Consider the following 13,238-nt stretch of genomic DNA (forward strand, 5'->3'; position numbering starts at 1 on the left):
TCTTTGGAGTTCCCCTTTTGGGTGCGTCTTACGCAGCAGCCCCACTTCCCGGCCGGGAAGTGGGGCTGTTTAGTTTTTGTGATGGCGAAAGGTGCCGGGAGTAGCGGTTGGCTCATCAGCCCGGTTGCCTTGTGGCGCATCTACAGGGCTGCCTGGACCCCCTCCAGTGCCTGAATGCGTCTTTCCAGGGATGGGTGAGTTGAAAAAATATCCAGCATGGCCTCGGGTGAACAGATTTTGAAGGCGGCGTACTCGGCCTGGGCCTTGGGGAAGACGATGGGCGCCTGTTCCAGGGATTTGAGAGCGTGAACCATCGAATCCTTGTCCAACAGTTCAGATGCAAGTCGATCCGCCTCGAATTCGCGCTTGCGCGAAAAGGCCTTGACCACCAGGTTGCCCAGAAACATGAAGATGGTAACCACAACGAATTTGATGGCGGAAATGATCAGGAACGTGATCCAGTCCACATCATCGCTGAAAAAGGACAGCCATTTAAACGCTGTCAGGGGGATGGAAACCAACAGAACCAGGGCGTTGACCACCCCTTGAACGATCGACATGGTCAGCATGTCGCCATTAGCTATATGGGCAATCTCGTGGGCTGCCACTGCAGCAATCCCTTTTTCATCCATCTGGGCCAGAAGCGAAGAGCTGAATGCCACCAGGGAGTCGTCCCTCGAGCGTCCGGTCGCAAAGGCATTGAGGTCATCCGCGGCATAAATTCCTACCTCAGGCATCTGGTCGAGGCCTGCCCTCTTGCTCAGCTGGGCGACCAGGTTGTAAAGACTTTCTTCGGACGGGCTCTTGAAGGCTCCTTCTTGAATAATGACTAGTTTATGGGCTTTTTTTGCCAATGGTTTTGAAAAGTAGAGCGAAATGAACGGGACCAGGCAACCGACCGCCAAAAAGAAGGCGTAACCTCCCAACGAAACATCACCCTGAGTGATGACTGCCAGGGAAATGATCACCGCTTCATTGGCCAGGGCAAACCATTTCAAGGTTTTGGCGGTATTGCCGACAATTCCCAGAGACCCCTTGTCGCTAACCTGTTTGGTGTATTCGGAGAAGTTCTTTTCATCATATTGTTGTTGAGCCGAGGCCGGACAACCGCAGTGAGGACATTCACTTGCCTTGCTCGAAATTTCTCCCTCGCATTCTGCGCACATTACGATGGCCATAAAATCCTCCTGTTTTGAAAAAATAGAGCAAGACAGGGAAAGTCCGAGGCTATCCCGGAAAATCCCCCTGTAAAACCCAAGTAGTCAAAAATACAGCCGGTACATTTGGCGACTGCATCAAATGGGCCAAGCATTAGAAATATTTTTAAGCCACAAATTAATGAATTCGTCACCATTGAGGCGGTTTCGTATACAGCTTATTGGCATGGCGCCTGGCTTTTTGACGTAGGAGGGGATGGGGGGAAATTGGGACTAGCGAAGATTACTGGCGTTGCAGAGATAGTTATTGCCTGACACATTCACCCTCCCCGGAGCGTCGCCGGGGTCCCAATTGCCGTAGGGATTTCGTCCACGGACCGGAGCCCACAACGAAAAAGCCCCACCTTCCGTCCGGAGGGTGGGGCTATCTTCTTGATTTCTATCGGAAAAAAGTGGTGGGGCGAGAGGATTTGCCCACTACGGCCTGGACTTCCTGTCCATGCCTGCGTCGGCTCCCCTGCGCTCGCTGCCGCAGCCATCCTTGGCTGCTTTTCCGACATCAAGTCGGCGCTCGCTTCGCTTCAAATCCTCTCCTGGTTCAATAAATCAAAAAGGCACCTCCCCTTGTGGGGAAGTGCCTTTTATGATTATGGTCGGGGCGAGAGGATTTGAACCTCCGACCCCCTGCTCCCGAAGCAGGTGCGCTACCAGGCTGCGCTACGCCCCGACATCTTCTTAGTCTGTGAACAACAGGGGGAGTTTTTATCACTATCGCGGCAAAAAGGCAAGAGGTTTTGCCGGGCCTGGTTAAAAAAGCCCGAGACCGCGGTGAATTGCGGAGGATTGCAGCCGGCGCCCGTTGAACGGGCACCGGCTGCATTGGTGGCTCGGTTCAGGCGCGGATCTGGCCGTCCTGCACCTGGATGACCGCCTGCGCGCGGCGGGCGATGTCGGGGTTGTGGGTGACCACGATCACGGTTTTGCCCTGGCTGTGGAGGTCGAGCAGGATCTGCATGATCTCCTCCTCGGCGGCCGAGTCGAGGTTGCCGGTCGGCTCGTCCATCATCAGGATTTCCGGGTCGTTGGCCAGGGCGCGGGCGATGGCCACCCGCTGCTGCTGGCCCCCGGAGAGCTCGCCGGGGCGCGAGCCAGCCTTTTCCGCCAGCCCGACCAGGGCGAGCAGTTCGCGGGCCCGTTCGGCCTGGCGGCTGGGCGGGGCGCCGGAGAGCATCATCGCGGTCTCCACGTTCTCGGCGGCGCTCAGGCCGCGCAGCAGGTTGAAGAACTGGAAGACGAAGCCGATCTTGCGGCCGCGGAACCTGGCCAGGCCCGCCGAGTCGAGCTTGCCCAGATCGGTGCCGTCGAGGTGGACCGTGCCGCTTGAGGGGCGGTCGAGGGCGCCGAGCAGGTGCATCAGGGTGCTTTTGCCGTGCCCTGAGGGGCCGACGATGGCGGTGAAGGAGCCGCGGGGGATCTCCAGGTCTACCCCGCGCAGGGCGTGGGTGGCGGCGGCGCCGCGGCCGTAGCTCTTGGTCAGTTTTTCGGTGCGGATGATCGAATTACTCATAGCTGATGGCCTCCACCGGTGAGAGTTGCGCCGCCCGCCAGGCCGGGTAGAGCCCGGCGACGATGGCCACGACGGCCGAGAAGGCGATGGAGCCGAGGACGATACTCGGGCTCACCAGGCCGCTGCTCCCCGAGCCCTTGACGAAGGCGGTGAAGTGGTTGGAGCTGATCTGCGGCGCGGCCAGCACCGAGAAGAGCAGTCCGCCCACCACCCCGGCCACCCCGCCGAGCAGGCCGTAGAGCCCCGACTCGAGCAGGAAGATGGAGAAGATGGTGCGGCGCCTCGCCCCCAGGGCCTGGAGGATGCCGATCTCGCGCTTGCGCTCGTAGGTGGCGGTCATCATGGTGTTGATGATGCCGAAGGCCGCCGCCAGCACCGCCACCGCGGCGATCAGCTGCAGGGTGACGTTGACCGTGCCGACGATGGAGAGCACCGACTTGAGCATCTGCTTGTCGGTGATCACCCCGAGGCTGGTGGCCTCGTTGATCTGCTGGGCGTAGAGCTCGAGGCGGTCGAGGTCGGCGACCCGCACCGCCACGTAGGAGACGGTCCCCTTGGTGGCGTAGAGGCGCTGCGCCAGCGGCAGGGGCAGAAACAGGGTGACGTCGTCCTTGCCGCCGGTCTCCTTGAGCACGCCGCGCACGGTCTGCTCTTCGCCGCGCACCCGCACCTGCGAGCCGGGCTGGAGCTTGAACTGTTCGGCGGCCACCGCGCCGACCACCAGCCCGTCCTGGTCGCCATCGGCGAAGTAGCTCCCCTGGCCGATCTCCCAGCGCTTGAAGGCGAGGGTCTCGGCGGGCAGAATTCCCATGACCGACACCGGGCGGTTGTCGAGGGCGGTGCGCTCGCTCAGAAAGGGGATGGCGGTGACCCCCTCGATGGCGCGGATCTGTTCCACCTCTTCGCCGGTGATGGTGTTGGGCAGCTGCTCCCCGGTGAGGATGGAGACCTGCTCATAGGCGCAGGAGCCCTTGGGGGTGACCACCAGGTTGGCGCCGAGGGCGGCCGACTCCCGCTGGATTTCGCTTTTCAGGCTGCCGCCCAGGGAGAGGAAGGTGACGAAGGAGGCGATGCCGATGCCGATGCCAAGCAGGGTGAAGACGAAGCGCCCCCGCCGGCTGGAGATGTTGCGCATGACGAGTTTGGAGAGGGTCATCGATTACCCTCCCAGGTTGTGGTTGCGCAGCACCTTGATGGTCTCGGCGGAAAACACGTAGCCGCCGGCGGCCTGGACGAAGGAGCCGGAAATCCGCACCTCGTCGCCGAGCTTCGGCAGCAGGCCCGCGGTGCGCACCGGGATCAGCAGCTTGTTGCAGTTGGGGGTGGTGCACTGCAGCTCCTTGATGTCCATTACCCCGAACAGGCTCGGGTCCTGGGGGGCGAAGCCGGCGGTGATGCCGGTCACCGTGATGGTCCCGGCAAAGGCGCCGGGATCCCCGGCGACATCGTTGACGTTGAGGGCGGTAGCTTCGCCGGGGCCTTTGAGGGCGAAGCCGATGGCGACACACAGAAGCAGAATTACCCCTACCAGAATGGGCTTTTTCATAGTGAACTCCCTTGCGGTTGGACAGGTGAAATTATCTCCTCACCGCGCGCTGAGCCAGGGCCGTAGGCATACGCCGCCCTGACTGGCTCTGCGGGCAAGAATCGCTGGATCCTGAGAATGTGAGGTGGAACTCAGATGGGTTCTGGTGGGTATTCGATGGCAGGGGAGAACTCGGCGCCGGCTAAAAACCGCGGCGCGGCGCTGAACGAGGGGACTTCGTCAAAGCTGGACGAAATCTGCAGCGCCGGGGGCTGGTCGAAGGGGAGGCAGCCAAAGCAGCTGCAGTCGGCGGCCGAACAAGGGGCTGGCTGGCTGCTCTCCTCCTCACCAGCCCGGTCGCAGCAGGCGTCGACGACCGGTTCGCTCAGCAACGCCGAGGCGGTGGTGGCGAGTCCGGTCAGGACTGTGAAGGTGCACAGCAGGATGAGGAGGGCCAAGGCCCTTGGCCAAATTGAAAGCATAGTATTAAAAATACGGGAAGCCGCCTAGTCGTGTCAAGGGGGACTGGGCGGGGACGCTGTTGGTGGCAGGCCGGTTGCCCGCTCTTGGGCCGCCACCCTCAAGGACGGACCTCGGCTCCAGCCTGGCACTGCTCGATCAGGCCCAGGACCTGCTGGAACGGGAACACCCCCAGGGCGCCGAAATCGGGGTGACGGCTGAGGCGGGCGCGGCTGGCGGCGGGGCTGGTGAGGCCGCAGAGAAACCGGGCCAGCTGGCGCGGGTGGGCCAGCGCTGCCTGGTTTTCGGCGCGCACCCGCCGAGCGATTGCGGCCTCGCTCGGCCCCGGTTCGAGGGGCGCGGTGCGCGGCAAGTCTCGCTTCTGCCCCCCGCGGCAGCGGCTGCAGTCGCCACAGTCGTCCTCCACCGCTTCGCCGAAATAACGCAGCAGCGTTCCGCTCAGGCAGCCGCGCTGCTCGGCGTAGGCGAGCACTCCGCGCAGTCGCTCGATGTCCTTGGTCTCCCGGCGGGCGAAGGTTTCCTGCAGTCCGGCGATCAAGCTGGCCGGGTCGGCCCCCGCTTCCCGTAGGCGGTAGCCGTGGCGCAGGCCTGTGGCCTGCACCGTCAGGTCCCCCCGCTCTTCGAGAAAGCCGATAGCGGCGGTCACCCGCTGGCGGCTCTGGCCCAGGGCGGCGGCGCTTTCGGCCGGGTTGAGCTGATGCCAGACGCGCCCCTTGCGGGCGGTGGCGAACAGCTCCTGCAGAAAGGCGCTGCGCTGCGGGTCGAAGTCGGCGCAGATCTGCTCCGCCGGGCGTTTGAACTGGACCTTGTAGCTGTCGTAGAAGGGGCCGGTGGCCTGGAGTATCCCCTTGAGCTCCAGGTAGGTAAAGACCGTGGCGATCACCAGGGGGCGGATGTCGAAAAGACCGGCCAGCTCGATATGCGAGACATCGAAGCTCGCCCCCTGGTCGAGCAGGTGCCGCACCAGCCTTTCGAGGGCTTCGGGGGTGGGGGTGTCGCCGTAACTGAAATTGGCCAGCACCGTCAGGTCGTCGGCGCAGGCCAGGATCTCGCAGTGGGCGTCGCCCCCGTCGCGGCCGGCGCGCCCGATCTCCTGCATGTAGTTCTCCAGCGTTTTTGGCAAGTTGTAGTGGTAGATGGCGCGAATGTCGGCCTTGTCGATCCCCATGCCGAAGGCGATGGTGGCGACCACCACGCCGGCGGCGCCGGCCATGAAGGCCTCCTGCACGGCGCTGCGCTCATCGTTCTGCATCCCGGCATGGTAGGCCCGAACCGGTATCCCCTGGGCATCCAGAAATGCAGCAACCTGTTCGGCGGTTTTCTGCAGGGTGACATAGACGATGGTCGGCCCGGCCGGCCGTTCGCGCAGCCGCTGCAATAGCAGCTCGCGGCGCTGCGGGGCCGGGCAGGGGGTGACGGCGAGGTGCAGGTTGGGTCGGTGGAAGCTGGCGCGGACCTGATCGGCCTCGGCGATACCGAAGGCGCGGCGGATATCGGCGGCGACCTCCGGGGTGGCCGTGGCGGTCAGGGCCAGCACCCGGCCGACCCGCAGCTGCTCGGCGAGCCGGGCGATCTTCAGGTACTCGGGGCGGAAATTGTGCCCCCATTCCGAGATACAATGGGCCTCGTCGATGGCCAGCAGATCAATGGGGCGGCCGCGCAGCCGCCCCAGAAACCGCTCGTTGGCCAGCCGTTCAGGCGCGATGTAGAGCAGTTTCAGGCTGCCGTCGGCCAGTTGCCGGTAGATGGCCTGGGCTTCGGCCGGGCCGATGCTGGAGTCGAGGCGGGCGGCCGGGAGGCCGCGCTGGCGCAGGGCGTCGACCTGGTCCTTCATCAGGGCGATCAGCGGCGAGATGACCAGGGTCAGCCCGTCGAGCAGCAGGGCGGGAAGCTGGTAGCAGAGGCTCTTGCCGCCGCCGGTGGGGAAGATCGCCAGCGCCGAGCGTCCGGCGAGCAGGCCGTTGATGACCGCCTCCTGCCCGGGGCGGAAGGCGGAAAAGTCGAAGTTCTCCTGCAGGCAGCGGTGGATGGCTGAATCAGGGGGCATCGGCACTCCCTCATGCATATCGATGGGTGTAGGGGGCCCCTTTTTAGGGTGTCCGGGGTTCATTGCGAGAAAGCAAGTTTCGCAAAATCGACCCAGGAGGGCAAGGGGCAATCCGTATTTTCTTGGGTTTTTCCAATCAAGGCTCTTGATTAGTATTTCCCGGGAGTTGCCTGGGGTTGCAAAAGAGTAATGACGAAATTGGCGGCATGGTGTAATTTAACCCCTCTTGGTAGCAGAGCCTGCAGCCCTTGCCGGGCGGCAGACCGACACGTTGGTTTTTTCTGAAAAGTATCTTTATTTCAATGGATAACGATTCCACCGAAACCCTGCTGAAGGATTTCTTCCGCCCTGGCGCGCTCATCGAAGACCTGCCGGCGCTGTTCCCGTTGCTGCGCGCCCGCGACGCCCTCTCGGCGTTCATCGCCCTGTTCCGCGGCGGCGACGAGGAGGTGCTGATCCGCCTGCTGGTGCTGCGCGAGATCGGCCACCGCGGCGAAAAACCGACCTGGAGCCCCCAGGAGCTGCGCAGCCACTTCGCCTACCTCGACGAGGTCAAGCTGCAGACCGTGCTGCACCGCCTGCGCGACAAGGACCTGCTGGTCTGGGACGCCGAGGCCTCCCACTACCAGATCAGCCCCCACGGGCGCATGGCCCTGTCGGCCCTGGCGATCCTGCTCAAGTTCGACGTCGACGAAGGGGGCGAGATCGGCTATATCACCTCGCAGTTGGCCGCCAGCCAGGCCCTCGGCCGGGTCGCCGACGAAGACCTGCAGCACCTGCTCTCGCGGCTTAACGAGTTGGAGGACGAGTTCAGCCGCGCGGTCCTCTCCGGCTCGGAACACCGCATCCGCGGCGCCGAGAAAAAGCTCAACTCGGTCCTGGCCTGGGTCGGGAAGGGGACCGAGATCCTGCGGGTGATCGCCGCCGACCCCGACCTCGACCCCGCCACCCACCGGGTGGCGCAGAAGATCGGCCAGGTGCAGAGCCGCATGCTGCGCATGAGCTCGGTCTTCCAGCGCACCCTCAACCAGCTCGAAAGCCAGAAGGTCCACCTCGGCCAGAGCGGCCTTTCCTCTTCGGACATCAACCGCTGGCTGCGCCTGCAGAACGTGGAGTCGCTCTGCGGCCTGCTCGGCGAGAGCCTCGCCGCCGCGCCGCGCAGCGGCTTTCTGCTCGGGGATATCGCCATGGACGTGGCCGAGTTCGAGCTGGTCGACCGGATCCGCGCCGCGGCCGCCGACGCCACCCTGCCACCGGCCCAGGAGGCCCCGGCCGCCGCGGCCATGCCCGTCGAGGAGATCGACCTGGTGGCCCTCGGCGCCTTCGTCCGCGACCTGACCAGCATCGCCGCCGCGGCGCCCCTCGATGAGGCGGTGCCGGCGGAGGATTTCGCCACCACCTCCTACCGGATGTCGCTGGTGGCGCTGCTCGGCGACCCCGAGTCCGAGGCCCTGGAGGGGGGCGTGGTCGACCTGGCCCGGCTGCCGCTGGCCCTGCGCCTGACCGGTGAGGAGGTCATGGTCGGCCGCTGCGAGGTCGAGCGGATGAGCGCCGGGCGCCTGGAACGCACCGATGAAAGTACGGAGGAATGATGGATAAGGAAGTACGCACCCTGGTGGCCCGCCTGCTGGCCCACCAGCACCTGCCGCGCCAGGACCGGCTGGTGAAAAAGGCGCTCACCGACGAGCTGTTCCGCAGCGAGCTCGAAGGGCGCCTGCAGGCCTGCGGCCTGCGCCTGCTCGACAACCCCTACGCCGAGCACGTCACCCTGGCCCTGGCCCGGGACATGGAGCAGCCGGTGATGGGCGAGCAGGAGAGCTGGGTCTCCAACACGATGAATCTGGACCGCAGCGCCCTGGCGCTGCTGGTGGTGCTCTGGGCCCTGATCATCCTGCCCAAGCGCCAGCGCCAGATCGAGCGCAAGGAGCTCGACGACCCCTCGCAGACCGAGATGTTCGCCGAAGAGAAGCGCCTGCCCACCGGGCGCAGCGTCTCGGCGCCGGTCAGCCGCAAGGCGCTGATCGCCGACTTCGGCGAGCGGCTCGGGCGGGCGACCAAGATCAAGATGAACCTCGGAACCCTGGCCCGCTACGGCTTCATCATCCAGCGCCAGGAGGAGATCTACGAGGGGCCCCTGCTCGATCTGCTCTTCGACTACAATCAGCTGGCCGGCCGGGTGCTCGACGGCGCGCTCAGCGATCTGCTCGGCAAGCACCTCGGCGAGGTTCTGGCCGCCCGCGAGGCGGAGGAGGAAGAGGATGTTTAGGTTCCAGAAGCTCGAGGTGGTGCACTGGGATTTCTGGGAACGCTTCTCGCTGCCGCTCGACGCCGACGTCATCACCATCGTCGGCCCCAACGGTTCGGGCAAGACCACCCTGCTCGACGCCCTGCGCACCCTGCTGTGTATCGACTGCTCCTCGGGGCGCGACTACAAGCGCTACCTGCGGCGCAACGAGCGCCCCTTCGCCTGGCTGCGCGCGGTGGTCGACAACCAGCGCCAGGACAGCGGCTACCGCCCCTTCTTCCCGCTGCTCAGCGAGACGGTGACCCTGGCCTGCCAGATCCGCAAGAAGGGCGGCGATTGGCAGCGCCAGTACGTGATCGCCGAGGGGGACACCCCCATCGAGGCGCTGGAGGAGCAGGGGAGCTGGCTGGGGGTGCGCGACTACCGCCAGCGCCTGCAGAACGCCGGGCTGACCCAGGCGATCCGCCACGTGCTGGCCCTGGAGCAGGGGGATACGGACAAGCTCTGCGAGTACAGCCCGCGCCAGCTGCTCGAGCTGGTGTTCAGCGTGTTCGGCGACCAGGAGGTGCTGGAGAACTACCAGCAGGCCAAGAACGAGCAGTTGGAGATCGCCCGCGAGTTGGAGAAGCTCGAGGAGGAGCTGACCCGGCTCGGCGCCCGCCAGCGCGAGGCCGAAGGGAACGTCAACTCCTTCCGCCAGTGGAAGCGCTTCAACGACGAGCTGCTGCGCCTGGGCAGCGAAACCCTGCCGCGCTGCCAGCTTGCCGACCTGCGCGAGCGGATCCGCACCGGCGAGGCGCAGATGCGCTCGCGGCGCCAGGAGGTCAACGAGCGCCAGCGGCGCCACTGGCAGCTGCTCGAGGAGAGCCGCCAGCTGAACAAGGTGCGCGAGGAAGCCGCCGCCGCGGAAAAAGAGGCCCGGCAGGCGGAGCAGGAGGCGGAGAAGGCCTTCATCGACGGGCGCGACAAGGCCCGCGACGCCGAGAAAGTGCTCGAGCAGAAGGCGCGCCTCGAGGAGCTTTGCCGCCAGCAGGAGGCGGGCGTCGACCTCGCCGCCCTGGCCGCCGAGCAGCGCGAGAAGCTCGGCCGCCGTGCCGAGAACGACCGCGAACTGGAGCAGGTGAAAAAAACCGCCCGCGACCTCAAGGCCCAACTCGCCGCCCTCAAGGCCGGCGAGAAACCCGAGCCGGGTTTCGTGCGCGAGTTCCGCCGCGCCCTGGGCGAGGCGGGCGTCCGCCACAATCTGCTCACCGAAATCGTCGAGGTCGCCGACCCGGGGTGGCAGGCGGCCGTTGAGGGGGTGCTGGCTCCATCGGCGCACATCGTGCTGCTCGAGCGCCCCGGCGACCGGCAGAAGGCCTGGGAGCTGGGCGAGAAGCTGCGCTACAAGCACTTCGTGGTGGCCGAGCGTCAGGCGCTGCCACAAGCGGCCAAGGGCTCGCTGCTCGAGGTGGTCAAGTTCACCGCCGATCCGCCGGGGTGGCTGGCCGAGCTGCTGAACCGCATTCAGCGGGTCGAGAGCGTCGCCGAGGGGAGCGCCTCGGGGGGCGATTCGTGGATCACCCGCCAGGGGTATCACCGCGAGCGCCGCGGCGGGCGCTACATCGGCGTCGAGGGGCGCTACCAGTTCGGCGAGGCCGCCCGGCGCAGCATGCTCGAGGAGAGCGAGCAGGAGCTTGGCCGGCTGGCCGAGCGCGAGCAGCAGCTGCAGGCGGACAGCGCCGGGCTCTCCCGGCGCCTCGAAGAGATCTCGGCCCTGCTCAGCGGCATGGACGCCGCCCGCCAACTCGCCGAGCGGGGGGCCGAGTTCGCCCGCGCCGAGGAGCAGTTCGCCGCGCTCTCGGCCCAGGCCCAGGAGGCCGGCGTCGCCCTGGCCGAGGCCAAGGGTAAAGCCGCCCAGGCGGTGGAGGCCCGCCACCAGCTGGAGAAGAAGCAGTCGGGCAACGCCGGCGAGATTCGCGTGCTGGAGCGCGACCTGGAAAAGCTCAGCGGCGAGTTCCGCCAGCTGCGCCGCCAGCAGGTCGAGCGCATCCTCCAGTACCGCGAAAAACGCCGCCCCATGCCCCAGCGCTGGTATTCCCGCGAGGCCATGGAAGAACTGCGCCTCGAGTACGACTCGGCCGAGGCGGTGCGCCGTGAAATGAAGCGTTTGCAGGACCACCTCGACGAGGGTGAGTGGGTCACCGACGAGCAGGTGGTGGTGATCCTCGAGAAGCTCAAGGGGGACTACGCGCAGATGGACGAGATCATCCGCGCCCGGCGCATCCACCACCACCGCCACCTGCAGGCCACCGAAGAGGCGCGGGAGAGCTACATCAACGTGCTCAAGGCCACGGTGCGCCGCTACTCGCGCAACGTGCGCGATCTCGGTGAGTTGGCCGGCATCGGCGTCGAGCTCGAGCCGCCGCACCTGGTCAACGAGGATGTCGCCCTGGCCCAGGCCGGGCTGCAGGTCAGCTTCAACTTCGACCAGAAGGGGCTGATCGGCCTCAACGACGGCGAGGCCTCCGGCGGGCAGCAGGTCATGAAGTCGCTGATTCTGCTCATCGGCCTGCTGATGGACGAGGCCCGTTCGGGCGGCTTCGTCTTTATCGACGAGCCCTTCGCCCACCTCGACGTGTTCAACATCGACAAGGTCGGCGCCTTTCTCGAGGCGACCCGCTCCCAGTACGTGCTGACCACGCCCAACACCCACAACGTCAACGTCTTCAAGACCTCGGATCTGACCCTGGTCACCCAGAAGATCCGCCGCCCCGAAAAGTGGGCGCCGCCGGTAGCCTTCGTGCGCCGCGAGCGCCGGGCGGAGAATGCGGCCTGAGCCTCACCCGCCCAGGCCCGATCCCTTCGATTGTCGCCGGAAATTGGAAAACCCCGCTGCAGACCGCAGCGGGGTTTTCTGTTATGGCTACGAATTCCGGAACTTCCCTCCGATCTCGGAGAGAAGGGGGAGTGGAGCCTAGGCCCCGATGATCCGCCGGCTGTAGCGGGGGACCAGGCGACGAATGGCCACCGCCAGGAGGATCGAACCGAGGGTCACCGCCAAAACGGTCAGCGGGAAGTTGAACTTGGGCCAAGGCTGCTGGCTCGCCTGGCGGGTCAGGATCAGGTCGATGATAAAGGGGTGGATGAAGAAAATGGGGAAGCTGGCCTTGGCCAGGAAGCCCAGGGGCTTGATGGTGCGGCCCTCGAAGCGCTTGAGAAAAACCAGGAAAAACAGGCAAAGCAGGATCTTCTGGAACAGGATGATGTCGATGCCGCCCCAGGCGAAGGGGGCCTTGTGGAAGTTGCCGTAGCTGGTGTGCAGCGCCGCCTGCAGGCAGGCCAGGGCGACGGCCCCTAACAGCAGCAGAAATTCCCGCCCCGCGAACAGCCGGTAGACCCGGGCCCGGTTGATGGAACACCAGATCCCCAGCAGGTAGGCCGGGGTGAAATAGAGCACCGACTGCAGGGTGTTGACGTCGTCGAGGGGCCGGTGCAGCAGCGCCGAGACGGCGAGGAACAGCAGGATGATCGGCAGCTGCCGGCGGCAGCGGATGAAGCGCAGGTGCAGCGGGCTGAGCAGGAAGGTGAGGATGATGAAGGGGATGTACCAGTAGGCGAAGATCACCCGCCCGGTGGCCAGGTAGAATATCACCGCCTGCCAGTCCTGGTCGACGTAGCCGTGATGGTACCCCGAGCCCCGCGAATAGACCACGTAAAAGATGTAGGGGGTGGAGAGGATCAGGTAGGGCAGGAGCACGTCCTTGAACTTCTTGCCAAGGAAGCGGCGGAGGTCGAAATCGGTGGCGAACAGGTGGTGGAAGAGAAACCCCGAGATGAACACGAACAGCGCGGTGCTGCCGGTGATGAGGTTGGCGCAGGCTCGTTCGCCGAAGGAGTCGATGTCCCAACCGGCGATTGCGTAGCAGTGGCCGGCAACGATCAGCACGATCGCGATGCCGCGAAAATAATTGAGGGAATTCAGAAAGGTCGACATGTTTCCAGGCCCCCCGCGACGCGCGGCAATAGAGATCGGTGCGACGGAATTTTCCGCCAATATTCGCTCATCTGCGCTGCTGCGGTCAATATCGATTTGCGGAGTGTTCTTTACTCGGGTTCCGGTGAATTGTCAATGAGAATCCGCAATGGCCCTGTGTACACACTTGTCTTTTTGGTGAGTAAAAGAACAACCAAATCAGCTTGCAGAAATTAGCTTAAAACAATATTTTTTCGTAAGC

10 protein-coding genes and 1 tRNA gene are annotated in these 13,238 nt (G+C 64.9%); 3 read left to right on the forward strand and 8 right to left on the reverse strand.

Annotated features, from left to right (window positions below; translation table 11 throughout):
• Positions 1-140 precede the first annotated feature (140 nt).
• The 7 genes from DESUT3_RS03165 to DESUT3_RS03195 form a co-directional block, all read right to left on the reverse strand.
• Positions 141-1,178 carry a zinc metalloprotease HtpX gene (locus tag DESUT3_RS03165; RefSeq protein WP_221251023.1) on the reverse strand — a complete coding sequence of 346 codons (1,038 nt, stop codon included), beginning with the start codon at positions 1,176-1,178 and terminating at the stop codon, positions 141-143.
• 629 nt (positions 1,179-1,807) lie between these two features.
• A tRNA-Pro gene (locus tag DESUT3_RS03170) sits at positions 1,808-1,884 on the reverse strand.
• A gap of 165 nt (positions 1,885-2,049) precedes the next feature.
• Entirely contained in the window at positions 2,050-2,724 is a 675-nt protein-coding gene (locus DESUT3_RS03175) for an ABC transporter ATP-binding protein (protein ID WP_221251024.1), read from the reverse strand.
• Positions 2,717-3,880: an ABC transporter permease gene (locus DESUT3_RS03180; RefSeq protein WP_221251025.1), complete on the reverse strand. Its 1,164-nt coding sequence runs from the start codon at positions 3,878-3,880 to the stop codon at positions 2,717-2,719. Before DESUT3_RS03180 ends, DESUT3_RS03175 begins: the two co-directional genes overlap by 8 nt.
• A 3-nt stretch (positions 3,881-3,883) precedes the next feature.
• Entirely contained in the window at positions 3,884-4,270 is a 387-nt protein-coding gene (locus tag DESUT3_RS03185) for a hypothetical protein (protein ID WP_221251026.1), read from the reverse strand.
• Positions 4,271-4,401: 131 nt separating this feature from the next.
• Positions 4,402-4,707: a hypothetical protein gene (locus tag DESUT3_RS03190; protein WP_221251027.1), complete on the reverse strand. Its 306-nt coding sequence runs from the start codon at positions 4,705-4,707 to the stop codon at positions 4,402-4,404.
• A 122-nt stretch (positions 4,708-4,829) separates the two neighbouring features.
• Positions 4,830-6,776, reverse strand: coding sequence for a RecQ family ATP-dependent DNA helicase (locus DESUT3_RS03195; RefSeq protein WP_221251028.1), 1,947 nt, complete (start codon positions 6,774-6,776; stop codon positions 4,830-4,832).
• 302 nt (positions 6,777-7,078) lie between these two features.
• Between DESUT3_RS03195 and DESUT3_RS03200 the strand changes: the two genes are divergently transcribed.
• From DESUT3_RS03200 to DESUT3_RS03210, 3 genes are read left to right on the forward strand one after another with little or no spacing between them, the layout of a single operon-like run.
• Positions 7,079-8,368 carry a hypothetical protein gene (locus DESUT3_RS03200; RefSeq protein ID WP_221251029.1) on the forward strand — a complete coding sequence of 430 codons (1,290 nt, stop codon included), beginning with the start codon at positions 7,079-7,081 and terminating at the stop codon, positions 8,366-8,368.
• Positions 8,365-9,042 carry a hypothetical protein gene (locus tag DESUT3_RS03205; RefSeq protein WP_221251030.1) on the forward strand — a complete coding sequence of 226 codons (678 nt, stop codon included), beginning with the start codon at positions 8,365-8,367 and terminating at the stop codon, positions 9,040-9,042. Before DESUT3_RS03200 ends, DESUT3_RS03205 begins: the two co-directional genes overlap by 4 nt.
• Positions 9,035-11,839, forward strand: a complete 2,805-nt coding sequence (locus DESUT3_RS03210) for an ATP-binding protein (protein WP_221251031.1) — start codon at positions 9,035-9,037, stop codon at positions 11,837-11,839. Before DESUT3_RS03205 ends, DESUT3_RS03210 begins: the two co-directional genes overlap by 8 nt.
• 138 nt (positions 11,840-11,977) lie before the next feature.
• Here DESUT3_RS03210 and DESUT3_RS03215 read toward each other — a convergent pair whose 3' ends face one another.
• Positions 11,978-12,997 carry an acyltransferase family protein gene (locus DESUT3_RS03215; RefSeq protein ID WP_221251032.1) on the reverse strand — a complete coding sequence of 340 codons (1,020 nt, stop codon included), beginning with the start codon at positions 12,995-12,997 and terminating at the stop codon, positions 11,978-11,980.
• Positions 12,998-13,238 lie beyond the last annotated feature (241 nt).

The sequence above is a fragment of the Desulfuromonas versatilis genome, assembly GCF_019704135.1.
GTDB classification, from domain to species: domain Bacteria; phylum Desulfobacterota; class Desulfuromonadia; order Desulfuromonadales; family NIT-T3; genus Desulfuromonas_A; species Desulfuromonas_A versatilis.

Coding starts and splice junctions, on each gene's coding strand:
- DESUT3_RS03210 (WP_221251031.1), top strand. CDS start 9,035: ATGTTTAGGTTCCAGAAGCTCGAGGTGGTGCACTGGGATTTCTGGGAA.
- DESUT3_RS03215 (WP_221251032.1), bottom strand. CDS start 12,997: ATGTCGACCTTTCTGAATTCCCTCAATTATTTTCGCGGCATCGCGATC.
- DESUT3_RS03205 (WP_221251030.1), top strand. CDS start 8,365: ATGATGGATAAGGAAGTACGCACCCTGGTGGCCCGCCTGCTGGCCCAC.
- DESUT3_RS03175 (WP_221251024.1), bottom strand. CDS start 2,724: ATGAGTAATTCGATCATCCGCACCGAAAAACTGACCAAGAGCTACGGC.
- DESUT3_RS03200 (WP_221251029.1), top strand. CDS start 7,079: ATGGATAACGATTCCACCGAAACCCTGCTGAAGGATTTCTTCCGCCCT.
- DESUT3_RS03195 (WP_221251028.1), bottom strand. CDS start 6,776: ATGCCCCCTGATTCAGCCATCCACCGCTGCCTGCAGGAGAACTTCGAC.
- DESUT3_RS03185 (WP_221251026.1), bottom strand. CDS start 4,270: ATGAAAAAGCCCATTCTGGTAGGGGTAATTCTGCTTCTGTGTGTCGCC.
- DESUT3_RS03180 (WP_221251025.1), bottom strand. CDS start 3,880: ATGACCCTCTCCAAACTCGTCATGCGCAACATCTCCAGCCGGCGGGGG.
- DESUT3_RS03165 (WP_221251023.1), bottom strand. CDS start 1,178: ATGGCCATCGTAATGTGCGCAGAATGCGAGGGAGAAATTTCGAGCAAG.